The sequence below is a fragment of the Marinobacterium iners genome, from assembly GCF_017310015.1.
Lineage (GTDB): Bacteria > Pseudomonadota > Gammaproteobacteria > Pseudomonadales > Balneatricaceae > Marinobacterium > Marinobacterium iners.
The window spans coordinates 2803886-2828494 of sequence record NZ_CP022297.1; the positions used below are offsets into that span (position 1 = coordinate 2803886).

The 24609-nt window shown below is 56.3% G+C and carries 20 protein-coding genes; 10 read left to right on the forward strand and 10 right to left on the reverse strand.

Features of this window, described 5'->3' with window-relative positions:
- Position 1 precedes the first annotated feature (1 nt).
- Positions 2 to 1123 carry an ABC transporter permease gene (locus CFI10_RS13460; RefSeq protein ID WP_206835236.1) on the forward strand — a complete coding sequence of 374 codons (1122 nt, stop codon included), beginning with the start codon at positions 2 to 4 and terminating at the stop codon, positions 1121 to 1123.
- Positions 1124 to 1224: 101 nt separating this feature from the next.
- On the opposite strand, the gene ftsZ is transcribed toward CFI10_RS13460, so the two are convergent.
- From ftsZ to CFI10_RS19375, 3 genes are all read right to left on the reverse strand, one after another.
- Entirely contained in the window at positions 1225 to 2439 is a 1215-nt protein-coding gene (gene ftsZ, locus CFI10_RS13465) for a cell division protein FtsZ (RefSeq protein WP_206835240.1), read from the reverse strand.
- A gap of 58 nt (positions 2440 to 2497) precedes the next feature.
- Positions 2498 to 3757, reverse strand: coding sequence for a cell division protein FtsA (gene ftsA, locus CFI10_RS13470; RefSeq protein ID WP_206835243.1), 1260 nt, complete (start codon positions 3755 to 3757; stop codon positions 2498 to 2500).
- 463 nt (positions 3758 to 4220) lie between these two features.
- Positions 4221 to 6023, reverse strand: coding sequence for a methyl-accepting chemotaxis protein (locus CFI10_RS19375; RefSeq protein WP_206835246.1), 1803 nt, complete (start codon positions 6021 to 6023; stop codon positions 4221 to 4223).
- A 229-nt stretch (positions 6024 to 6252) separates the two neighbouring features.
- Between CFI10_RS19375 and CFI10_RS13480 the strand changes: the two genes are divergently transcribed.
- Positions 6253 to 7542, forward strand: a complete 1290-nt coding sequence (locus CFI10_RS13480; RefSeq protein ID WP_206835249.1) for an amidase — start codon at positions 6253 to 6255, stop codon at positions 7540 to 7542.
- Here the strand turns inward: CFI10_RS13480 and CFI10_RS13485 are convergent, their stop codons facing one another.
- Both CFI10_RS13485 and CFI10_RS13490 read right to left on the reverse strand, forming a co-directional pair.
- Complete coding sequence (locus CFI10_RS13485) at positions 7543 to 8169, reverse strand: gamma-glutamylcyclotransferase (protein ID WP_206835252.1); 627 nt, start codon at positions 8167 to 8169, stop codon at positions 7543 to 7545.
- A 4-nt stretch (positions 8170 to 8173) separates the two neighbouring features.
- Complete coding sequence (locus CFI10_RS13490; protein WP_091824882.1) at positions 8174 to 8527, reverse strand: hypothetical protein; 354 nt, start codon at positions 8525 to 8527, stop codon at positions 8174 to 8176.
- Between the two features lie 134 nt (positions 8528 to 8661).
- On the opposite strand from CFI10_RS13490, the gene CFI10_RS13495 reads away from it, so the two are divergent.
- The 8 genes from CFI10_RS13495 (at position 8662) to CFI10_RS13530 (ending at position 15655) form a co-directional block, all read left to right on the forward strand.
- Positions 8662 to 9303, forward strand: coding sequence for an O-methyltransferase (locus CFI10_RS13495; RefSeq protein ID WP_206835255.1), 642 nt, complete (start codon positions 8662 to 8664; stop codon positions 9301 to 9303).
- On the forward strand, positions 9300 to 11363 hold the full coding sequence (locus CFI10_RS13500; protein ID WP_206835259.1) for an intermembrane phospholipid transport protein YdbH family protein: 2064 nt from the start codon (positions 9300 to 9302) through the stop codon (positions 11361 to 11363). Before CFI10_RS13495 ends, CFI10_RS13500 begins: the two co-directional genes overlap by 4 nt.
- A 105-nt stretch (positions 11364 to 11468) precedes the next feature.
- Positions 11469 to 11669, forward strand: coding sequence for a YnbE family lipoprotein (locus CFI10_RS13505; protein WP_206835261.1), 201 nt, complete (start codon positions 11469 to 11471; stop codon positions 11667 to 11669).
- A gap of 10 nt (positions 11670 to 11679) precedes the next feature.
- Positions 11680 to 12018, forward strand: coding sequence for a YdbL family probable chaperone protein (locus CFI10_RS13510; protein WP_206835266.1), 339 nt, complete (start codon positions 11680 to 11682; stop codon positions 12016 to 12018).
- On the forward strand, positions 12015 to 13079 hold the full coding sequence (locus CFI10_RS13515) for a lipid A deacylase LpxR family protein (protein WP_242529990.1): 1065 nt from the start codon (positions 12015 to 12017) through the stop codon (positions 13077 to 13079). The genes CFI10_RS13510 and CFI10_RS13515 overlap by 4 nt, the downstream gene beginning before the upstream one ends.
- Before the next feature lie 109 nt (positions 13080 to 13188).
- The gene (locus tag CFI10_RS13520) at positions 13189 to 13560 is read left to right on the forward strand and encodes a response regulator (RefSeq protein WP_206835268.1); all 372 of its coding nucleotides are present in this window, start codon (positions 13189 to 13191) and stop codon (positions 13558 to 13560) included.
- A complete protein-coding gene (locus CFI10_RS13525) occupies positions 13561 to 14184 on the forward strand; it encodes a chemotaxis protein CheC (RefSeq protein ID WP_206835270.1) in 624 nt (207 codons plus the stop codon).
- Between the two features lie 13 nt (positions 14185 to 14197).
- Complete coding sequence (locus CFI10_RS13530; protein ID WP_206835280.1) at positions 14198 to 15655, forward strand: diguanylate cyclase domain-containing protein; 1458 nt, start codon at positions 14198 to 14200, stop codon at positions 15653 to 15655.
- A gap of 7 nt (positions 15656 to 15662) precedes the next feature.
- Here CFI10_RS13530 and CFI10_RS13535 read toward each other — a convergent pair whose 3' ends face one another.
- The 5 genes from CFI10_RS13535 to CFI10_RS13555 all read right to left on the reverse strand — a co-directional run bounded on the left by CFI10_RS13535 (position 15663) and on the right by CFI10_RS13555 (position 24412).
- The gene (locus tag CFI10_RS13535; protein ID WP_206835284.1) at positions 15663 to 17324 is read right to left on the reverse strand and encodes a methyl-accepting chemotaxis protein; all 1662 of its coding nucleotides are present in this window, start codon (positions 17322 to 17324) and stop codon (positions 15663 to 15665) included.
- Positions 17325 to 17408: 84 nt separating this feature from the next.
- Entirely contained in the window at positions 17409 to 19151 is a 1743-nt protein-coding gene (locus CFI10_RS19380; RefSeq protein ID WP_206835287.1) for a PAS domain S-box protein, read from the reverse strand.
- Between the two features lie 205 nt (positions 19152 to 19356).
- Entirely contained in the window at positions 19357 to 20763 is a 1407-nt protein-coding gene (ltrA, locus tag CFI10_RS13545; protein WP_242529991.1) for a group II intron reverse transcriptase/maturase, read from the reverse strand.
- Between the two features lie 517 nt (positions 20764 to 21280).
- The gene (locus tag CFI10_RS13550; RefSeq protein WP_206835288.1) at positions 21281 to 23290 is read right to left on the reverse strand and encodes a TonB-dependent copper receptor; all 2010 of its coding nucleotides are present in this window, start codon (positions 23288 to 23290) and stop codon (positions 21281 to 21283) included.
- Between the two features lie 123 nt (positions 23291 to 23413).
- The gene (locus CFI10_RS13555) at positions 23414 to 24412 is read right to left on the reverse strand and encodes a GSU2403 family nucleotidyltransferase fold protein (RefSeq protein ID WP_206835291.1); all 999 of its coding nucleotides are present in this window, start codon (positions 24410 to 24412) and stop codon (positions 23414 to 23416) included.
- Positions 24413 to 24609 lie beyond the last annotated feature (197 nt).

Here is a 24609-nt window from a genome sequence, read left to right on the forward strand (position 1 = left end):
CATGAAGGTATCCAATATCGCCCAGCTGGGCATCAAGGAACTGCGCAGCCTCTGGCATGACCGGGTGTTACTGTTGCTGATTATCTGGGCCTTCAGTGGCGGCATTTACGCGATGGCCAAAAGCAGTTCGGTGGCGGTCCATAACGCCCCCATTGCCATCGTCGACCAGGATCGATCGCCACTGTCGACACGACTCCAGACACTGTTTACCCCTCCCTGGTTCAAGGCGCCAGACCTGCTTGAAGAGCAGCAGGCAGATCTCGCGCTGGACCGGGGCAACTACACCTTCGTACTGTTTATTCCCCATCGTTTTGAAGCGGATCTGCGGGCAGGCCAGCAGCCCGAGCTGCAGCTGATCATCGATGCCACCCGAATGACCCAGGCTTTCCTCGGCAGCCGTTACATACAGCAGATCGTTCAGCAGGAACTGCTGCAGACACTCAACGACCGCCCGGACAACAGCGAACTGCCGATTCGCCTGGAAACCCGTGTCTGGTTCAACCCCAATCTTGAAAGCAGCTGGTTCGGCAGCGTCATGGAGATCATCAACAACATTACGCTGCTGTCGATCATCCTGACCGGAGCCGCTCTGATTCGTGAACGTGAACACGGCACCCTCGAGCACCTGATGGTGATGCCGCTTACCCCCGCCGAGATCATGCTGGCCAAGTTGACCGCTAACGCCTGCGTCGTCCTCCTGGCCGCCAGCCTGTCGCTGTATCTGGTGGTGCAATGGGCGCTGGGCGTCCCGGTCAGCGGCTCGATCCCCCTGTTCCTGGCCGGAGCCGCCATCCATCTATTTGCCGCTGGCAGTATTGGAATTTTCCTTGGTACTTTGGCTCGCTCAATGCCTCAGTTCGGCCTGCTGCTGATTCTGACCATTCTGCCCCTGCAGCTGCTCAGTGGCGGCATTACCCCCCGCGAAAGCATGCCCGAAACGGTCCAGCAGTTGATGCTGCTGGCACCCACCACGCACTTTGTCAGCTTTGCCCAGGCGATTCTCTACCGAGGCGCCGGCCTTGCCGTGGTCTGGCCCTCTTTCCTGGCTACCGCCGGTATAGGGTTGGTGTTTTTCCTGCTGACACTGGGACTGTTCAGGCGCAGTCTTGCGCGAGAGCACTGAGTTTTATCCCTGCCAGACAGCTAACAAAAAACCCGCCGGGCCTTGAGGCCGGGCGGGAATTCAGGAGGGAACCCGAGCACTGCCCGGGGGTGATCACTTAATCAATCAGCCTGACGGCGCAGAAACGCCGGGATATCCAGGAAATCCATATCGTCAGTGCCGGTCTTTTTCATCGGCACTGAATCCATCTGCGTTTCAGCCAGCTCATTCTGCACCGGACGTGCTTTCTCTTCACTCTGGCGGTTGCGCAATACTGTCGGCAGCTCCAGCTGGTTAAAGTCAGCCGTCTTTACCGTACGGGAAGACTGAGCACGCGGAGCGGTGGTATCGCCGTTCACAACACGAGACTCGGCAGCCTGAACACGCTCCAGACCCGTGGCGACAACAGTCACCTTGAGCTCGTCAGACAGCTCAGGATCGATGACGGTACCTACCACAATCGTGGCATTTTCAGAGGCATACTCTTCGACCAGATCACCGACCTCGGAGAACTCACCCAGACTCAGATCCAGGCCGGCGGTAATGTTAACCAGAATACCGCTGGCGCCTTTCAGGTCGATATCTTCCAGCAGCGGGCTGTTGATCGCCGCCTCGGCCGCTTCACGGGCACGGTTTTCACCGCGGGCGATACCGGTACCCATCATCGCCATGCCCATTTCGGACATCACGGTGCGCACGTCGGCGAAATCCACGTTGATCATTCCGGGGCGGATGATCAGATCCGCAATCCCCTGCACAGCGCCCTTGAGCACATCATTGGCCGTACCGAAGGCACTCACCAGAGTACAGTTCTTGCCCAGTACCGGCAGCAGTTTTTCGTTCGGGATGATGATCAGTGAATCAACATGTTCCTGCAGTTCACGGATCCCTTCTTCGGCTATCTTCTTGCGACGACGGCCTTCAAACGGAAACGGCTTGGTCACAACCGCCACGGTCAGAATACCCATTTCACGAGCCACTTCTGCCACAATCGGAGCGGCACCGGTACCGGTACCGCCACCCATGCCTGCCGTAATGAAGACCATATCAGCACCGGACAGGGTTGCCGCGATACGCTCACGGTCTTCCAAGGCAGCCTGACGGCCCACCTCAGGGTTGGCACCGGCGCCCAGCCCCTTGGTCAGCTCGCTACCAATATGCAGTGCCGTTTTGGCCGCCATGCTGTTCAGTGCCTGCGCATCGGTATTGGCGCAGATGAAATCCACACCCTCCAGTTCGGTGGTTACCATGTGGTTGACGGCATTACCACCGCCGCCACCAACACCGACCACCTTGATTACAGCACTCTGAGGTACACTATCCACCAGCTCAAACATATTTATCCCCTCCAGATACGGCCCCGCTCTGTCGCCGGGTACCGCTGTTTGCCCAAACTTAATAATTACCCTGCAGCCAGCTCTTCATACGCGAGATCAAGCTGCCTTCAGCCTTGCGCTGTGGCCGCAGGCTGTCTTCATATTCTTCAATTTCCGGCACCGGGCTGACCGGTCCGTGACCCTGGCGTGCGTAGTGCAGCAAGCCGATAACAGTGGCATAAATGGGGTTGCTCAATTGAGCTTCCAAACCGCGGATACCCTGCGGTTTAGCCAGCCGTACCGGCATATGAAAAATTTCTTCCGCCAACTCTACGGCACCTTCCATCTTGGCCGTTCCACCGGTCAACACAATCCCGGCTGCCACCAAATCCTCAAATCCGCTGCGGCGCAACTCCGACTGCACCAGCGTGAACAACTCTTCATAACGCGGCTCAACCACCTCAGCCAGCGCTTGACGTGACAGGTCGCGTGGTGCGCGGTCGCCGACACTGGGCACTTTAATCATCTCGTCTGATCTGGCCAGCTGAGCCAGTGCACAGGCGTATTTTATCTTGATCTGCTCGGCATGCTGAGTCGGGGTGCGCAGCGCCATGGCAATATCGCTGGTGACCTGATCACCGGCGATTGGAATGACGGCTGTATGACGAATAGCCCCGCCGGTAAATACGGCAATGTCAGTGGTGCCACCGCCAATATCAACAATACAGACACCCAGATCCTTTTCGTCATCCGTCAGTACGGAGTAACTGGATGCCAGCTGCTGCAGCACCACCGCATCAACCTCAAGACCACAGCGGCGCACACATTTTTCGACGTTCTGAATCGCATTAATTGCGCCGGTAATCAGATGAACCTTGGCCTCAAGTCGAACGCCAGACATTCCCAGCGGCTCCTTGATCCCTTCTTGGTTATCAATCAGGTATTCTTGCGGCAGAATATGGATGATTTTCTGGTCTGCCGGAATGGCCACGGCACGCGCCGCATCAATCACTCGCTCAAGATCGTAGTCGGATACTTCTCGATCACGCACGGCAACGATGCCATGAGAGTTCAGGCTATTGATATGGCTGCCGGCAATGCCCACGGTCACGCCGTGAACCTTACAGCCAGCCATCAGTTCTGCTTCTTCAACCGCGCGCTGGATCGAACTGACCGTCGATTCGATGTTGACCACGACACCGCGTTTCAACCCTCGCGAAGGCTGAGCACCAACACCGATAATTTCGATGGTGCCCTGAGGGGTCAACTCACCCACCAGACACACCACCTTTGAGGTGCCGATATCGAGTGCAACGATCATGTTATGTGCAGTCACCATATTGTGTGCTCTGAACCCAGCTGGACAGGCGGAAGGGAATAACCCTGATTTCATCTCTGTTGCCATATTACACGCAAAATCCGGGCCAGTTCTTCAAACAGCTACCGAATTAAGCTGCGAGTAAGTATCGCCGGTACATGGTCAAAAAATCAACAACCAGCACGTTATCTTATATCGGCAAGTTTTTGCCGTTGTTTAGCGTTTTTTCTTTATTTTTCAGCAACCTGCTTTGCCCAAGGGTGAATGGAGTTGCCGCTGGTTAAAATAAAATCAATTTATTTTCATGATACCATCATCAATATTTAATTTTGAATAACATATGATTATTCAAAACTTTATCTTGACGAAACGCGAAATAATCAATATTTGATTTTGATTTTTATAGCCTTAAGTTTTGGGATTTTGACGAAAAAAAAGCGGCAACCCGATGTCGGTATGCCGCCTTCAGATGACCCTGTGAGCGTCAGTCGCGGGTCGCGTTGAGCAGGTGATCAGGTGTGAAGGCAACGCAGAAGCTGCCCCAGCGACGCCCATTTACGAACAGGGGAACCGACAAGGAGTTAAGAATTTCTCCGGTATCACGGATGAAGGTCTGAAGCAGGAACGGGGAATCGTGGGAAGCACGGCGGATTTCGGCGCGCGTTCCGGCAAAAATGCGACGGTGACGGCTTTGAGCGTTATCCACTTCAAAATCACCCGTAAGCGGCTTGGATACGCGCGTATTGTTCGCTGGGCAGTAACCATTCAAATCAAATCCGGCAGCCACCAGGAAGGCGTCGTTTTCGGTAATACAGCGGTCAAACAGTGGCCGCAGCCTGGCTTCGTAGGCATCCGTGTAGCGAGTATCATACTTCTCCGGCAACTGGTCCTTGTTGGTACGAACATAATGGGTATCGAACAGGTCCAGCCCCTGAGCCGCCAGGTTTTCCAGCTCGGCCTCCACCATGCGCGCCCATTCCCGGGTTGTGGTGATGATCTGCTCAAAACCGCCATAACCGATCGTGAAGCGCGACAGCAGCTCCTGCATCTCTTCGGTTGCACCATCCAGCTCCTGCGAGTGCTGGCTCGACACTTCCATTTCCTGCCGAATGCTGTCAGCCAACCGGGTTATATCGGACACCTGTTCATGACTGTGTCGGTTGGTGTAGGAGAGCTCTTCAATGGCGGCACTGATCTCGCCCAACTGGCTGTTCAGCGCTTCAAAATCACTCACCATGGTGCTGAAGCGACGACTGGTCTGAGAGATGAAGCCATCTGTATCCGACACGTTCTGCATAATCACTTCAGCCCCGCTGCGGGTACTTTCCACCAGCGACACCATTGCGTTGATCTTGCTGTCGATTTCGCCGGTGGCGGTGTTCACTTTCTGGGACAGCGTACGCACTTCATCCGCGACCACAGCAAACCCCCGCCCAGCTTCACCGGCACGCGCCGCTTCAATGGACGCATTCAGTGCCAGCAGGTTGGTCTGCTCAGAGAACCCTTGCACCAGAGAAAGGATACTGATGATACTGGCGGAATTTTCCGCCAGCTGTCCCACCACCTGTTGAAACTCCTTTACCTGAGTTTCGATGGTTGCTACCTGCTCACTGACCCGCATGAGCTCTGAACTGGAATCCTTCACCTCAGCCAGGTTATGGCTGTTGCGCTCCGAAATGCTTTGAGTATGTGCAGCGATTCCCTCGATCGCCGTGGTGGACTCCTGACTGGCCTGAAACACGGCCTGCGCCTTCGACACCTGCTCTTCGGCCGACCCCTTTGCCGCCAGCACCACCTTTTGCAGCTGACTGGCACTGAGCGACACTCGCACACTGCGCTGACGGGTATCGGCAATCATCTGCTTCAGGCTGGCCGAGAAATCATTGTAGCTTTCCGCCATGCGTGCGATCTCATCCTGAGTCTGTACCGGCAAAGTTGCCGAGATATCACCATCCTTGTCTTTCACCGCCCTCAGGACCCGCGTCATGCTGTGAATCGGTCGCAGAAAAAGATGACGCATGAAAAACAGCGCGAAAGCGGCTATCACCAGGGTGAACACCAACATGGCACCCGCGATCATACCGGTGGTGTGCGCCAGCTGCGCCACCTGTTCTCCTGCCGCGGGTGTATCGGCCAACACCACCTGCAGATCCCGCAGGGATAAATGCAGCCAGTAGCCAAGGCCGATCAGAATCAGGCTGGGGAACACAAGGAAAAGCACATTGCCGCAGATTTTGCGGGTCAGGCTGTGGAAGAAAGTTTTTTCAATACTCTGGTAGAGACTCATCGGGGCACACTCATTATTGTTATGTTGCTACTTTGGTCGGAGTCGCATGCAGCAGACGAAAAGAGTAATGCTGATTACCTTTACAGGCAACCATGCGTGATACATGTGGTGTAAAAACCTGTAACAATTTGTAACGGATTGATTAATGGTGCTTTACCCCTGCCCCGTATGGCGCCAAACTGATGCCCCGACTCTTTCCCCGCCGTATTGACCCCGTGGAGTGGCGCAGATGAACAGTAACAAGTTGGCAACCCCCATTAGCCTGCGACAGGCCCTTACCCTTATCGAGGAAGGTCACTGTACCGCACTGGAACTGCTGGAGGCCTGCCTTGCCCAAATCGAGGCCCGCGAGCCTGAGGTCGGTGCCTGGCAGCACCGCCTTGACGCCAAAACCTGCCTGGAACATTACCGCAATAACCAGTCGTTTTATGAAACCAGCCTGCTGAAAGGACTACCCATCGGTATCAAGGACATCATCGACACCGCCAATATGCCGACCGAGATGGGGTCCCCCATCCACAAGGGTCGCCAGCCGGTTGACGATGCCAGCTGTGTTGCACTTCTGCGCCAGGCCGGCGGCATTATTATTGGCAAGACGGTCACAACCGAATTCGCCTATTTCAAGCCCGGCAAGACCGCTAACCCACGCGATCTGAAACGAACGCCAGGCGGCTCTTCCAGTGGTTCGGCGGCGGCTGTCGCCGATGGAATGGTGCCTGCGGCACTGGGCTCACAGACTGCTGCATCCGTCATCAGGCCCGCCGCCTACTGCGGTACGGTGGGTTATGTGGGTACTCGCGGGGAGTTTTCGCTGCGTGGCATCCAGCCACTGGGACAATCACTGGACTCGCTCGGCCTGTTCAGCCGCCAGGTTGAAGATATCGAACTGCTGCGCGCCATTCTGCTGCGCCAGCCAGAGCCGATGACCACAGCCGACGCCCTGCAGCCCAAACGCATCCTTCTGTGTCGGGGCGATGCCGCCGGTGAGGTCGAGCCGGACATGGCAGACGCCATCGAGCGGGCAGCTACCACTCTGCGCACTCAAGGGGTTGACGTAATAGAGCCCGACAACAGTGACTGGCTGGGTGAGCTGGTACAGCATCATGGCCTGATAATGGCGTATGAGGCGGCTCGCAACCTGGCACTTGAATCAGGCCAGCCTGACCTTCTGAGTCCGGCGCTGCAGGATCTGATTTCAACGGGCCTGGCGACCCCGCGCGCCGATTATCTGGCATCCCTGCAAGCAGTGGCGGATATCCGTGACACGCTGGCTCAACGCTACCCGGATGTAGATGCCATGCTCGCACCGGCCGCACCGGGCGTGGCGCCCGAAGGACACGAACGCACCGGCGCTCCCCATATGAGCCGCCCATGGCAGGCGATGGGGCTGCCGGTGGTAACACTGCCGGGGCTGACGGATGCCGACAACCTGCCGCTGGGGATTCAACTGATCGGGCAACCGCACAGCGATGACGACCTGCTGCGCATCGCACGCTGGCTGGAACCGCTGCTGAGCTGATCAGCGGTAGCTGTACTCAACCACCTCGGCCGGAATCAGGCCGGGGTTATCCGCCAGATATTGACGCACAGAGCGTCCGTCAGCGGTGAAACTGGTATCAAGAAAATTCTGCAGCACCGACTCGCCCTGAGTGGCCGCAGACTGCAGGCAGAAAGCCAGATAGCGCGGGTTGGGCAGAATATCGCGTCGCCAGAGCGGACCCGCGTAATACTGCCCGACCCGGCGCTGATATTCCGCCTCAGTGACACACTTGTTAAGGCGGTAATCCGTATCCGAATAGCCTGTGCACATGCGTCCTCGAGAAGGCTCACCCGTGTCCAGATGACACGTTTCCACCTCGATCCAGCGATAACGATGCTCGCGTTCGTACAGTTCCAGAAAGTCAGACTCGCTGCACTCGAACTGAGCGGCAATGATGTCGATACCGTCTGCCGCTTCGGTGGAGCATGAGGCCAGCTCCAAACTGTCCGGCGGCATGCCATGCCGACTGATGAACACGATGCCCACCTTATCAAACACGCGGCGATAGCCTGGCACTCGCACCAAACGGTAATTGCTTAGATTCGGAACAGTTTCGCGCGCGGACTGCTCCGACAGCAGCGAGCCATACCCCACAACGGAAATCATGGCGTTACCAGAAGTACCAAAGCGCCACAATGGACGCCAACACCAGCGGCAGCATCAGCAACAACGCCTTGAGGTCACCCAGCAGGCGTTGAACCAGCACCAGATGCACCACCGGAAAGGTGATGAACAGGCAACTGACGGGAATCCACCAATCAAGGTGCCGAATACCATAAGCCAGCGCTCCGATCAGTGTCAGCGCTCCCAGGTTGCCGGCCATCACTACGGTCACCGCACCGTTGCGGGTCTGCATGAACGCCGGGCGCTTCTCCTCCGGCAACTTGTTCAGTGCTCCGGCACTCAGTGCCGCCGACATGGACACCAGGCCCGTCGCCAGAAACAGATACAAAGCTTCGTACATCAGAACTCTCCTTCAAATCAGCGCAGATTGTAAAAGATCAGGCCGCATTTCGGTATCAATATCCCTGACCGGGAAAAGTGCTGCGGGGTAATGCTAGAATTGCACTTTGCCGTTTGTGATTCAGGTACACCACCATGCCCGACTTTCTGGTTGATGAAACCATTGAAGACTATGCCTTTGTTAACACTCGCTCAGAGCCGCCACTGCTGCAGGAGCTGATCGACCAGACCAACCTCAACATGGGCTGGCCGCAAAAACTGTCGGGCCGCCTGGTAGGCCGCACGTTGAAAATGCTCAGTGCCCTGGCACAGCCAAAGCAGGCACTGGAGATCGGCATGTTCACCGGCTACTCCGCGCTATCAATCGCAGAAGGCATGCCAGCCGATGGCAAGCTGATCTGCTGTGAAACCAACCCTCGTGCCATCGAATTTGCCAAGGGCTTTTTCGATCGCAGCGAGCACGGTCAAAAGATCGAGGTAATTTTCGGCCGTGCGCTGGATACGCTGGAAACACTGGATCTGGAGCTGGATTTCACCTTCATCGATGCCGACAAGCGTAACTACCTCAACTACTATCAGCGCGTTAAACAGATGACCCGTCCCGGTGGGCTGATTATCCTCGACAACGTGCTTTGGTCAGGCAAGGTGGTACAGCCCGAATCCGAGATTGACGACATTCTGGTTGAAACCAACCGCTTCATCGCCGCCGATCCCGAGGTGGAAAACGTGTTTTTGACCGTGCGCGACGGCCTTAACGTAGTCCGCAAGCTGCCATGAAGAAGTGGCTGGGCCTGCTGTTTCTGTTACCACTGTTGCTGGCAGGCCTGGTGTGGCTGTCCCTGCCCTGGAGCGCCCAGTATCTGATCGAGCGCTGGCTGACTGAACAGGGCTTCGTTGCACCCGCATTCAATATGCGCCACCCCTCATGGGAAAAGCTTCATATTGATCACCTAAGTGTCAGTCAAACCGGCGATGGCCGGCGTGTAACACTCAGCGCCGATCATGTTGAGCTGCATTTCGACCCGATCAACCTGTTGCAGGGACAGCTGGCAGAGCTGCGCGTGCAACAGGCTCGTCTCGATATCGTTGCGGATCATTCGCTCAAAGGCCGTGCTGAACAACTTCAACTACAACCCGACCCGATCGATCTGACCCATTTTCACCCACGGCAGCTGTTCAGCTACGCCCCCTCAAAACGATTGGTGATTGCCCAACTGGAGCTGAACTACACGGCGCCGGAGCAACCACCCCTGACCCTGCTTGGCAATGTGGATCTGGAGCCACAGCTACTGCAGAGCCGAATGCAGATCCAACTGGATCAGCAACCGCTTGGTTATCTTGATCTCAACTTTGATCCCGACTATAAGCTGCAGCTGAGTGTGAGCAACACCCAGCAACCATTACTGCAGAGCCAACTACAGCTGTCCCCTGACGCACAAAACTGGCGTTTTGAAGCCGATACTACGGTTCATCTCCAGCACCTGCTCCCTGCCCTTGAGTCATTGCAGATTTCACTGCCACAAGAGGTGCGCCGACTCAGTGGCGTGCTGAAGCTTAACAGTCAGCTGGAATTGCCGGTCCAGCTGACACCTGACGCGCAAACAATGCTGCATCTCGACAGTCGGCACGACATTGCCGCTCAGCTCAGGTTGCCCGGCCAAAATTCCATGCCCGGCAGCAATCTGAACCTGCAAGCCGGCCTGCAATTCCTTGATGGCTCAATTCGCCTGCAATTGAAACCCTCTACCCGGCTGGTACTCCAGCAGCCGGATATTCCAGAATTGCCGCCGATCAATTTGAGTGCCGACCTGCAACTGCAGCCACACCTTATGCAAATAAATGGTGTGGTCGGCCTGCGCACACAGGAACCTCCGTTGCAGCTGGACACCGAACTGATACTGGATGCCAACCTCAATGGCCAAGCCAGCCTGAACCTGCAACCTGTTCAAGTTGCTGCACTGTTACCAGCATTACAACGTTTACTGCCTCAGCAGACAACCTGGCCTGATATTCACCAGGGGCAACTTCAGGCCGGGGGTGAACTCCGTTTGAGTAAAGGTGATTGGCAACTGGAGCTGCGGCCAGCACTGACCAGAGTCAATCTCAGCCTGGACAACACTCATATCCACAGCCTGAATCTGGATAGCCAGATCGAGCTTGCGCCAAGTGGACGTTTCAGCGCACGCGGCAACTTCAGTATCGACCATACCGATACGGGCCTTAGGGTCCATGGCCCTGACCTCGACTACATCCTGACCGGCTATGGCAACAGCCAATACTGGCTGCAGTTGACCCCTTTCAGCCTGTCAGCCTTGGATGGCATCATCGCAGTACCGGCGCTAGGGTTTGATCCGCTCAAGCCTGATCTGGACACTCGCCTGGCCGTCTCGGCCTTTGACCTGAGCCGGATTCTGGAGCTGTACCCCCAGGAGGGCCTTTATGGCAGCGGTGTGCTGGGTGGAGAGCTGCCCATCCGTATCAACGGCAATAAGGTCAGCATCCAAAACGGCCATCTGCTCAGCGGCGCAGAAGGTGGCGTAATCCGCTATCAACCCTCCCCTGAAGTCGCGCTGATGGGACAACAGAACCCCGGCATTCAACTGGCACTGGGTGCCCTGACAGACCTGCGCTTTGAACTGTTGGACCTTAAGCTGGACTACCAGCCCAACGGTGATGCCGATATGAGAGCCCGGCTTAAGGGACACAATCCTGGCTGGCAGCAGGGCCGACCGGTCGATCTTAACCTGAATATAGAGGAGAACCTGCTTGACCTGTTACGCACGCTTCAGCTCACAGGCCGTGTCACCGACTCCATCGACCGTCGTTTCCGCCGCTAGCCCATTTCCGTTAAGGCTGCTTTCAGCTAAGCTGCTGCTCAATGGAAACCATTGATGCGATTCTGTGTCAGACCGCATACAGCCCAGCAAGAAAAGGAACCTATTATGCTCAGCCGACAACTGCTGCCCGCCACGCTCTGCGCGCTTGGTCTGCTTGTCGCAGCCGGCTGCACCCCTACCGTGCAAGTGGCCGCGCCGTCCGAGCCGATCACCATCAATCTCAACGTCAAGATCAAGCATGAGATTCTGGTCAAGGTCGACAAGGAAATTGACTCCATGCTGGATGAAAACAGCGAACTTTTCTGAGGGGCGAACCATGTTGCGCACATTGAGTAAAATTCTGACCACAGGCCTGTTGGCTGTAAGCCTGAGCATGCCCGCCTTTGCCCTGTCACTGGACGAAGCCAAATCCAGCGGCGTTGTAGGTGAAAGAGCCACCGGCTACCTCGGCATCGTGACCTCCAACCCCAGTGCCGATGTAAAGGCGATGGTGAATGAAATCAACAACAAACGCCGCGCGCTGTATCAACAAAAAGCCAGCAAGGCCGGGGTTTCACTGGACGTAATGGAACTGCGTACAGGCCAGCGCCTGCAGGAAATGACCCCAGCCGGAGAGTATATTCAGGACGGTAACGGTCAGTGGCGCCGAAAGTGAAGCAAACTCTCTGTCTACTGAGCCTCGGCTGCCTGGCTTCGGCGGTAACCGCAGCCGAACAACCGCCGGCGGAATCACCCTCGCTCAACCCGGATCAAAGCTGGACAGCCAATTTCTATTTTGAAAACGACCTGTTCAGCGATACTGACCAGCAATACACCAATGGTGTGCGGCTATCGTTTGTATCACCGGAAATCGACAACTTTATCGATGACCCAGACCTGCCCGGCTGGATGCGTGATGCCAACCGCCTGCTGGCACCGCTTGACCCTGAACCTGTCCGTCTTGGCGAAGACGTGAGCCGCCGCCTGATTTTCACCTTGGGGCAATTGATGTATACGCCGGAGGATCGCGAGCGTACCAGCATCGACCCAACCGACCGCCCCTATGCAGGCTGGTTGTACATGGGCTTTGGCTACCATACCCAAACCCGAGATCGGATGAACTCCTTTGAGGTGAATCTTGGTATGGTTGGCCCCGCCGCACTGGCACAGGAGTCACAGGACTTCATCCACGACCTGCGCGGTATCGACAATTTTAACGGCTGGCATAACCAGTTGCGCAATGAGCCAGGGCTGCAGCTGGTGTATGAACACAAGAACCGTTGGCTGCGTCAGTCACTGGGCAAAGGCTGGGAGCATGAAGTCCTGCTGCATGCCGGTGGCAGCCTCGGCAACGTCGCAACCTATCTGAATACCGGGGCTGAGTATCGTATCGGCAAGCACCTGCCACATGACTTTGGCACCTCGGCGCTGCGCCCGGGGGGCGACAACAGCGTTCCGGGACGGGGCGATCCTCGCTTTCGACATCACTGGGGCATTCACGGCTTTGTGTCTGTTGACGGCCGTTGGGTACTGCGGGACATTTTTCTTGATGGTAACACCTGGCGCAGCAGTCACAGTGTCGACAAGGAACCACTGGTCGGCGATGTCGCCTTTGGCATTGCGGCCACGTGGCAACAGTGGAAGCTGTCTTACGCCCGCATCTACCGCACACGTCAGTTTGAAACGCAGCAGGGCAACCATAATTTCGGCTCTCTTGCCGTTTCCTATACATTTTAATATCTGTATCAACGTCAGCTGATTTAAGGGTAATTCCGTAAATCAGCTGACTAAAATTGCTTCACTTGTTAAACTTCTCGCTTTATTCCTGCAACGACACGCTGACACCATGACAACAACAAAACCGATCAACCTGCTGCTGGTTGATGACAGTCGTATTGCACGTCTCAGTCTCAGCCGTCAGCTGAAATCTCTGGGCCTGGAACTGAATTTGCTGGAGGCTGATTCGGCTGATGCAGCCGAAACCCTGCTGCAGAGTCAAGCCGCCGATATCGCCCTGATCGATTTCAACATGCCCGGTCGTGATGGCCTCGAACTGGCCGAGGCGCTCAGTGCCCGTTTTCCGCAATTGCGGATGGCACTGGTGACCGCCAACATACAGGACGCACTGGCCCAGCGCGCCCGCGACATGGGCATGGCGTTCCTGCCCAAGCCAACCACCGCCGAGCAGCTCGCTGCCTTTGTCTGTCAGGAGGCGTGAATGGACCTGTTCAGCGCCGATGAGCACGACCTGATTGTAGAGCTGATGAACCTGGGGGTTGGCCGTGCTGCTAACGCCCTGTCACAGCTGGTCAATGACGAAGTCCTGTTGTCGGTCCCGCGTGTAGAGTTCATCTCTGTGCCCGAAGCTCAGGCAGCCTTCCGCAAGGACCTGCCCTCATTTCTGGCCGGTGTGTTGCAGGATTTTGAAGGCTTTATCAATGGCCGTGCCGCGCTGCTGTTCCCGGAAGCCCGAAGCCTGGAGCTGGTAAACGCCATGATCGGTGAAGAACTCAGTGCCGATGAGATCACCGAGCTGGAACAGGAGACCCTGGCAGAGCTGGGCAACATCCTGCTCAACAATTGCCTGGCCACGCTGGCCAATCAGTTGAAGCAGCAGGTTCAGACCGATATTCCCAAAGCGTTCAGCGTCAGTGCAGCTGACCTGCCCAGCACCCTGAGCCTGTACGACTCAGACAACGAAAACACGCTGGTAATGCTGGTTCAAATCGATTTCAGTCTGCGACACAGTGCACTGCGCGGCTATTTAGCCTTCATTATTGATCTGCGCTCGGCTGATACGTTTATTACCGCCCTTCGCAGCTACCTTGCTGAGTTATTGTAAGCAGGAATCGCATATGCACCAGACTGAACTCCAGAGTGCCTGCCTGTCCGATAGCCTCGAAAACCTCGACTGCACCGAACTGCTGCACAGCCTCGATGGCGGTGTCTTGCTGCTGGACGATGAGTGTCGCATCATTTTTTGCAATCGCTGGTTCAGCCGCCACACAGGTTTGACCGAACATCAGATTGTTGGCCACACCATTGAAAGTCTGTTTTCCGCACAACTGCCCCTCGCTTTACTGGACGCCATTGAAAGCGGATGCCGGCTGCGCATGGGCCGCATTCTGTCACATCAGTTACACAAACGACTGCTTCCACTTTGGCGACGCGGACCCGGGGGTGAACAGACGCCCCTGTACCAATCGATCCTGATCAAACCGCTCAGCCACAGTAACCTGACGCTGGTGCAGTGCCTCGACATCACCAATGCCGTCAAACGCGAGCAACACCTGCGCGCCAGCGAACGCATATTACGGCTGGAACGCAGTGTGCTGGAGCTGATCGCCACCGGTGATTCGCTGGAAGAGGTCTTGCTGCAGCTGTGCAATACTGTTGAAAGCCTTGTGCCGGGCGCCAGCGCGGCAATACTCCTGCCTGACGAAAGCGGTCGACGCCTGCATATCAAAAGCGCTCCGAACCTGCCCGGACATTTCCTGCAGCGCCGCGAGGGACTGGGCTTGACGGCAGAAGGCACCACCTGTGCACAGGCGTACCTCAGCCGTGGGCTCACAATCTGCCCGGATATCCATCAGGACAACAACTGGAACCATTGGCGTGATCAGGCACAACGCTACGGCATCGCTGCCTGCTGGGCCCAGCCGATCATAGCGGCCTATGATGAAGTGATCGGGGTGTTCGCCTGTTATCCACACAACCCGGCTATGCCAGACGACACTCAGCGTCAGCTGCTGCAGCGCATGGCCCATTTGGCCGCGATCGCAATGGAGCGACACAAGCGCATCGAACGTATCCGTTTTCTGGCGATGCATGACCCGCTGACAGGGCTGCCCAACCGCAGCCTGCTCAACGAGCACCTGGGACGCAACCTGCGTCGCGCTCATCGCGAAGGCAATCAGTTTGCGCTTATGTTCATCGATCTTGACGGTTTCAAGCAGATCAACGACCTGCATGGACACGATGCCGGTGATGACCTGCTGTCGGTGTTGTCCGGCCGCATTACAGAGCAGCTTCGTGGTACCGACACCTGCGCACGCATTGGTGGAGATGAGTTTGTAGTAATGCTGGAAACCGTCACCACAACAGAAGCGTCAGAGCAGGTGGCAGAGAAGCTGCTGGAATGCCTCAGCCGTCCGGTCAAGCGCGGCCAACTGCAGTTGCAGGTGTCCGCCTCAATCGGCATTGCACTTTATCCACAGGATGGCAGCAGCGCGGATGCCCTGCTGACCCGTGCCGACGATGCCATGTACCGTGCCAAGGCACTGGGCAAGAATCGCTGGCACCGACTGGATTAATGCAGGCTTAGTGCCGGAACTTGCTGACAGCCTTTTTCAACTGCACGGCAAGCGCCGCAATCTCTTGACTGGTCGCCGCTACACTGTCAGCCGCTGTGGATGTTTCATCCGCAGCCATATTGATGCGAGTGAGGTTCTGGTTCATCTCATCAGCGACTGAGCTTTGCTCTTCAGCAGCACTGGCAATTTGAGTGTTCATATCATTCATCCGCATGATCTGCTGGATAATCGCCTCCAGCGCTTCATTGGCACGCGCGGCCTTTTCCACTCCATCACTGGCCTGCTGCTGCCCCTGCTGCATCACCTTGGCCGCCTTGACCGCAGCCCCCTGCAGGTGACTAATCATGTCATGAATTTCAGTGGTTGACGTTTGGGTGCGGCCTGCCAGGCTGCGCACCTCATCCGCCACCACCGCAAAGCCACGCCCCTGCTCACCGGCACGGGCAGCCTCAATGGCTGCGTTCAATGCCAACAGGTTGGTCTGTTCGGCAATCGCACGAATTACGTCCACAACCTTGCCTATCTCCTGAGCATCTTCGGCCAGCTCCGCGATCACCTGTGCAGCTGATTCCACCTCGGATGCCAGATGGTTCATGCCATCAACGCTTTCGGTCACCACCGACTGACCATGGTGAGCCGACTCATCCGCGGCCGTAGCACTTTCGGCAGCGGTTGCCGCACTCTTGGCTACGTCATGCACGGTGGCGTTCATCTCATACATGGCGGTTGCAACCAGATCGGTTTCGGCCTTTTGTGCCTGAATGCCACTGCGCGACTGCTCGGCCATGGCAGCCCCGCGTTCGGCCTGCTCACTCAGAGACTCGCCGACCTGACCAATCTCACGTGCCAATTGGGCAAGGCTGTTGCGGGTCTGGATGAAGCGTTGGGTGATACGCCCCACTTCATCCTCATTCGAAGCAAACGGCAATGACTGGTCCCGGAAGTCCCCGGCCGCCATGTTGTCGGCAATACTGCCCAGATTATCCATGCCGCGGTTGATACGGCGTGTCACGAAGAAAGCGAAACCAAACGCCAACAATAAGCCCACGATACCAACTGCCAGCAGTTCAATATTGAGCATCTGGCCCGTTGCACTCATTTCAGCCCGCGCTTCCTGCGCTCCCCGCAGTTTACGGTCACTCAGGTCGGCACGCGCCTTGTCAGCCGCGGCAAAGAGAGGGTTGACCTGCTGCAGGATCTGCCAGTTGGCACCCACATAGTTACCCTGCTCAAGCAGTTTGACAGTGGGAGCCACACCCTTCTCAAAAAACAATTGAAATTGCTCTTCAAATGCGCTGGCCAGTTCTGACGCCTCTCCACCGTGACGCACTGACATAAACGCCTGCCAAAGCTCATTGATTTGCGCTTCATATTTGCGAACCAAATCGGTATGCAGACTGGTAGGATGGTTGTGAGCCTTGACGAATTCAGTCCCCGGCTGATGCTGAATACTCAACAGCAGCTGCGAACGAATATCCCCCATCAAACCGCCAATGCGTTCCACCTGATACAGCGGCACCATGCGACGGTCGAAGTTATCATCAAACTGAAACGCTTCGTATTTGAGGCCATACATGGCGAAGCCTGTCAGGGCTACCACCACCAGAAAAAACAGTGCCACAAGCATGCGAAGCAGGTTTTTGATCGAGCCGAACAGACCAACGTGCATATAAACTCCTTGAGTGGGGGCAGTCCTAAACCAAATATGTAGTCATTCTAATACAGTTGAACACCTGTTTGTATCAGAATCATCTCATTGATCGATCTTACGCATGGCACCCGACAATTCGTTCACTCGCGCGTGCGTTTCTTCGACCAACTGTCCGATCTCACGGGCTGATTCTCCCGATCGCTGAGCCAGTCCGCGAACCTCGTCCGCGACCACCGAGAAGCCTCGACCCGCCTCTCCTGCACGCGCTGCCTCAATGGCGGCATTCAGTGCTAGAAGGTTGGTTTGCTCAGCAATCTGGTTAATGCTGGTGACAATATTGGCGATACGGTCACTGACCTCCTCTACCGAACTCATCGCCTGCAGTGTTTGAGTCACCGCCACCCGCCGATCAGAAATATCGATACCAAAGCCAACCAGGCGAGTAATCCTTCGTTTGAAGTCCCGCAGGGCACAGAAACGCATATCCAGCGTCAGAGGGTCTCCACTGGCGAGGGTAATCCCAAGCTTACAGGCCAGCTCACCCTGTTCTTTCAGCCGGTTAAGCTGCTGCGGTTCAATCTGTTGCCACAGGCTGTGAGCTACCTGCTCGGCACGGTTGCGACTGCGCTTGGTGAAGTAAGTGTTGGCCGATGCAAAGTGGCCCTCAGGGGTGTACTCAACCATCAGAAGGGATTCACTGATCGCCTTGAGACGGACTTCGGATTCCAGTGCTTCGCGCTTGGTTTCGGTAATATCCGCCTGGATGGAGATAAACTTGTCAGGGTGGCCGCGCTCATCAAGAACCGGTGAGATCGACAGCGACACCCAGTAGGGCTCGCCAGCCTTGTTATAGTTGAGAATTTCATCATAAAACACATCCAGATCACGCAGATGCTGACGGATGCGTTCAATGGTTTCAGGACTGGTCTCTTCGCCCTGCAGGAAGCTGCCTGGCTTGCGGCCCTGCACCTCAGCCAGCGTGTAGACGGTCATACGAATGAAGCCGTTATTCACATACTCAATGCAGCCTTCCGCATCGGTAATAACCACCGAGTTTTCAGTCTTGTCCGCGACCAGGCTGAGCATGCGCATCTCTTCGCGCCGCTCGACTTCTTCAGTGATATCGCGCAGGAAGGCTGTATAGGTGACGCGACCATCCACCACCACCTTGGACAAAGACAGCAACGCCCAGCGGTGCCCACCGTCAAGGCGCTCAATATCAACTTCACGTGACGTGCCGACAATACGATCCTGTCCGCCCTCGCGATTGCGGCGTACATACTCGTCATGGCGTGGCTGATGTATCTGGGGCACCAGCATTTTGACGTTCTGCCCCATCACCTGATCGCGAGAACACCCCCAAAGTACCTCGGCCGCCTTGTTGAACAGGGTGATGTTATTGTGTTCATCAATACAAACCACCGCATCCAGCGCCTGCTCAAGCGTTTGCTGCATCATCTCTCGAGCACTGCGCTCGGCCGTTACGTCACGCACGAAAGCGCTGTAGTATTTCTTGCGCCCGACTTTGACCTGCGACAACGCCAGCTGAACCCAGATGCGTGAGCCATCCTTGCGTTCGACCTCAACTTCTCGCGAGGTCCCCACAATTCTGTTTTCACCGGTTTTACGGTGATGGCCTACATAATCGTCATGCCGACTCCGGTGTTCTTGCGGTACCAGCATCGACACGTTGCGATTGATCACTTCTTCGCGACTGTAGCCCCAAAGTGCTTCGGCAGCCCGGTTGTAGCGTTTGATGCGGTTGCGCTCATCAATCATGACCACCGCAATCAATGACTGATCCAGCGTTTGGTCCGCCGAGCTTTTCCCTGGCCACACCTGCATCTGTTGTCCTCTTGAGTCCTCAGGCTACAATCGTCGCCTGTGAGTGTCTTATTTTTGTGACGACTGTATAAAAGTGAAATTTAGCAGTTCTGCATTAAGGGGGAAACCGGCGATTGATGTGACTGCCATCTAAAATCGAGTAGGAGGAGGTCTTCCGACCTCCGTCCTCTCACACCACCGTACGTGCGGTTCCGCATACGGCGGTTCATGACATACATTTAAGCCGATGGTACTGATCCATCAGCGATACCAGTCCGATTCGATCAAACACTTTCTTCGGCAGCGCCTGATTCAAGTGCGAGGCGCATGAGTTCCACCAAGGACCACGCCCATTGGTGGCACTGCGCCAAGCCCTGCCTTCAGATAGCCCCAGTCGCATCAGCATCTTGACCCGGGTGAACGGCCGTTTCCATTGACGCCAGAGGATTTTGCGCAGATGCCGGCGGATCCAGCCGTCCAGCGCCTCGAAGCTCCCTTTCACATCGCTATAACGGAAGTAGTTGATCCAGCCCCGCAGTTTCGGGGTCAGTATCTCGACCGTCCGATAGATCCTCTGCCCTCGACCTCTGCGAAGCACCCCCTTGATCGTGGCTCTGAGCCGTTTCAGAGACTTGTCTGCCACTTTGAGCCGGATATTCCGCTTGCGATTATCCACGCTATAGCCCAGAAAACTCCTGTTCCAGGGTCGATCGACCGCGCTCTTGCCCCGGTTGACGCGAAGTTTGAGTCGTTGCTCAAGATAGTCGGTCAATGATGCAAGCACACGTTCTCCCGCCTTCCGGCTTTTCACGTAGATGTTGCAGTCGTCCGCGTACCGGCAGAACCGGTGGCCCCGCCGTTCCAGCTCTCGATCCAGATCCGTCAACAGGATATTGGACAGCAACGGCGAGAGAGGGCCGCCTTGTGGCGTGCCTTCATGCCGTGCCGTCACCACACCTCCCTCCATGATCCCGGCCTGTAAATAGGCACGGATCAGTTTCAGGACACGTGTATCCGTGATCCCGCGCGCCAACCGAGACATCAAGATGTCGTGGTTGACCCGGTCAAAGAACGCTTCCAGATCGATATCGACCACCCAGCGACGCCCCTCTTCCATGTAGGACCGGGCCTGCAATACCCCCTGAGCAGCACTGCGTCCCGGTCGGAAGCCGTAGCTGTGATCAGAGAACGTGGGTTCAAAGCGTGGACTAAGCACTTGATGCAATGCCTGTTGGATCAGGCGATCCAGAACACTGGGAATACCCAGCATACGGATGCCTCCCCCGGGCTTGGGGATTTCAACCTTGCGCACCGGCTGGGGTGTGTACCGCCCCTCCAACAGTTGCTGTTTGATCTCGGGCCAATGGGTTTTCAGGTAAGGCTTGAGCGCCTCGACTGTCATCCCATCCACCCCGGGCGCGCCTTTATTGCGACGAACCCGATCGTAGGCCAGCAGCATGTTGCTGCGGGCCAGTACCGCTGACATCAGATCCCTGTCAGCCTCGCTCGGCAGTGATCCTGCGCCCGCTGTAACCGGCAACACCTCGCACGGGACCGCAACCGGGTTCTGCCCGGTCACCGCCTCGGCAAGTGATGGCGTCTCAGCCATCTGTTCAGTGTTGTTCAGGGTCATCAAGGGGCAGGGCTCCCGATTCGTTTATCATGTTCAGCCCTTCAGTGACCGGTAAGTCACCTACTATGGCGTCTGCTGAATTCTGTGGTCCCATCCGGCCGCCTCACGACAGCCGTAGCCAAAGGCAGGACAACAGACCTCCCAGGGTAAGACGCGCGACCTTCACACTTATACCTGCCGCATTTACGACCGCCGCTCCGTGCAAGTACCGGGCTTTGAAGATAGTAGACTCCTCACCCACAGCTGCCGCCTCGTATGCGATTTCTATTCGTCAGGTCAGTGCTTTGCCTTCGACTTCCTTCAGATTCCATCTCGCGATGGACACCCTTGCCGTTCGGCTAGTAGTTCCCCTTGCCGGGCCCACAGAGGACTTGCACCTCTAAGTCATCCGACCGCCACCACGCGCATCGGAACAGCGCCCGTCACGGCGCTACGCGCCATGCCTGGCGCACTACAAAAAAGGGGCCTGAACAGGCCCCGAAGTATGATGAAGAACAGGAAAGAGCAGTAACGTCGATTAGAAGCGTGCGGTCAGGCGCACCCAACCGGTGCGGCCGGGTTCGTTGACCTGGGCCGAGTTGCCAAAGGCATCTTCACGATTGAGATGATAGGCATAGGCCTTGTCGAACAGGTTGTTGATCCCTGCATTCAGACTCAGTGACGGGTTGAAGTCGTAACCCGCATTCAGGTTGACCACACCGTAGCCCGGTGTCGTGCGTACATCCTGACCACCGCAGGCGCTGCCGGAGAAACATACATCATTCTGTTTTGCCGCCACTTCCCACTCAACACCCGCTTTCAGTGCAGCACGGCGATAGTCCAGTGCCAGCGTAGCGGTCAGCGGGGGGATCTGTGACAGGTCGGTATTGTCGTCACGGTTTTCACCTTTCACCCAGGCGATGCCGTTACGCAGTTGCCAGTGGTTGTCGAGTTGCCAGGCCAGTTCAAAATCCAGACCGTACAGCGTGGCATCGATATTGTCATATCGGTTGTTTTGGCGGTTGATGTAGTCATCCACCCGGTTGTAGTAACCAGCCAGCGACCAGCTCAGATCGGCTGTTTCCGAGGCCAGCACCAGTTCCAGCTGGTGGTGTTTTTCGGGATCGAGCGAGGGATTGCCGCGCCAGTTACCGGTGGCCATGTAGCGCTCGGTCGCATCGCCGGTGCGCACGCTGCGCGACAGCGTGGACTCCAGCCGATACTGATCATTAAGGCGGTGAGTCCAGCTGACAAAACCGCTCAGGTTATGCTCACTGGTATTGTCATCGGCGTTGCTGCCGTAGAGATCGTTCGGTGTCTGGCCGTTCAGCATGCCTCCGGTAAAGGCCTCGTTGGCTCTGCCGGCATCGACGCGCACATAATCATAGCGTGCACCCGCCTTGAGCAGGTCACCACCGGCCATATAGTGTTTTGCCTCAGCAAACACACCGGTCTGTTTGATGGTCACATCCGGCCACTGAATGCCGGTCACACGTCCTGCCATCATGCCGCTTGCGATGATGGCAGAGGCATCACGGTTGTTTTCCTGATGATCCACACCCCACTGAATCTCATGCCCTCGCACACGGCTATCGATCAGCAAACGACCACCGAGGGTATCCGAACTGGTCGGCGCGTCCATCGCCATCATGGCAGTCAGCGGGCGCAGGCTGTAGTTATCCATCAGATGATCGACATCAGCCCGATACACTTCGGCCCGCACTCTCTCGATGAAACCGCCATCGATGGTATGGTCCAACTTCAAGCGCCATGTATCGCTATCGCTGTAGGGTGAATCCATGCCCGCACCCGGAAAGAGCACGTCCTCTTCGTTAACCTGCTCATAGCTGCCCTCCAGCCAGGTCTGCTCGCCCAGACGAACACCGGCCAGCAGCGCGTTGCTTTCGGTTTTGTAAGAGGAGCGCACCTCGTTACCCTTGCCGTCTTCATAGTTGCCGGCATCGGCTTTTTCAGTGACAAAGCGGACATAGCCCTGCTCACCACCGGCCGCCAGATCCGCTGACAGGTTGGTGGTATCGCTGTTGCCAGTGTAAGCCGCCAATACCTTGCCGCGATAGGGTTTGTCGGCGTCCAAAAATGGGCGCTCACGCTCGAACAGCACAGTGCCGCCAGAACCGCCCGGGCCATAGATCACACTGCGATTGCCCTTGATCACCGTTACCCGATCGTAGCTCTCGGCAGCGGTATAGGTGGTGGGCGGGTCCATGCGGTTGGGGCAGCCGCCGTAGAGGAAGGCACCATCAAGGATTACATTCAGCTGATTCTGCTTCTGACCGCGAATCACAGGATCAATGCCGCGCCCGCCCATGCGCGAACCGGACACCCCGTTGATCGACCGCAGCAGATCGCCGCCATCACTGCTCGGCGCAGCCTGCACCGCCTCGGTATCACTGCTGGTAATCACCGCCGACACCGGCAGAGGTTTGGTTACTTCCAACACGGCCTCGGCCCAAACCGGGGAAGACACTACAGGTACAGACAAAGCGGCCATCACCGCCAGCGACAGACTGGAATAGCTGAATTTCATGCTCTAACTCCCTTCAGGCTGCAAAATTGCGGCTCATTCTAGGGAGAAAGTTCCGAGGGGATAATGTGACACGTTGTCGCAGCTGTGGTGTAAAAGCCGAGCTTTTTACGCCGCTCTTTTGCCCTACAGCGAAAAATCATCCATTTCATCGACGGCCTGGACCTGAAGCGTACGCGGAAAAATCCGGCTGATTGCCCGGGTCAAAGGCAGATCAGTCAGCTCAGTGCGTATCATCGTTGCGACCAGCCGAGCCTGATTTTCATCACGAATTCGTTTCATGGGTTCACGATCAGGCTGCCGACTGACGAACCATTTATGGAGCACAAAAGCACGCGGATCAACAGTCGCAACACGCAGCGGCATTCCCTGCTCATCAAACACCACAGCATCATAATGCGGCGCCGATACATGCCATTTCAGCGTATCAATCGCTACGGGGTGAAGATCTGCCTTATCCAACAGCTCATCAAATGCGCTTCGCTGCATGGGCGAACCAGACCCCTGAGTAATGAAGTCCACCCGATAGCCTTTAGCGTTGGCAGCCGCAAACTCAAAGGGTGAAGACGACACCTTGTGAAAGCTCTTGTCACTTTTTTGTAGCAAGGACAGTAATGAACCCGGCTCAAGGCCCGACAGGATACGTATTCCCTGGCGCGCATCCATCAACACATCCATGTCTTCAGTGGCAAGATGCTCGGACTGGATCATCACCCCGGCTCTGGCTTCGAATGCATACAACGCATTCGTACCGATCAAACGATAGGGGATTTTTTGTTGGTGCAGTGCGCGAAGCACACGCGCACCCGCCAGCGGGAAGCGATTAAGATGGTTTGCCTTGATATACGCCGCGTGCCTTTTGAACTGATCCCGATACGCTGCCTCTTGTGCCTTGTAATCTGACTGTCGCCGCTCAAACTGTGCCTTGATACGCTCGGTTTCGTCGCAGCGCGCACCCAGTGACCGGTTCTTGCCATAAGAGTAGGCACGATAAAGGTATTCACGACCACTGATCGTTTTCCAATGCATGGAGCCCGCAACACTATCTGCCTGCAGTCGATGCTGCTCCAGCTGCCCAAACAACTGACGCGCATTGACGGCAACACGAACCTGTTCAGACTCCATCCGCCTGTACCCCATATTCGGAACCTCATTATCACACTTGAAGCATACAGCCAGGATTTAACTAAACATTGCTGGATAACACAATTAGTTTAGTTAAAGGCGGTTACCTGCTGCCCGAGAAAGGTTGGTGTCGCTGATCGAGTAGGAGGGAGCCCTTAGACCCCCGTCCTCTCACACCACCCGGCATACGGATCCGT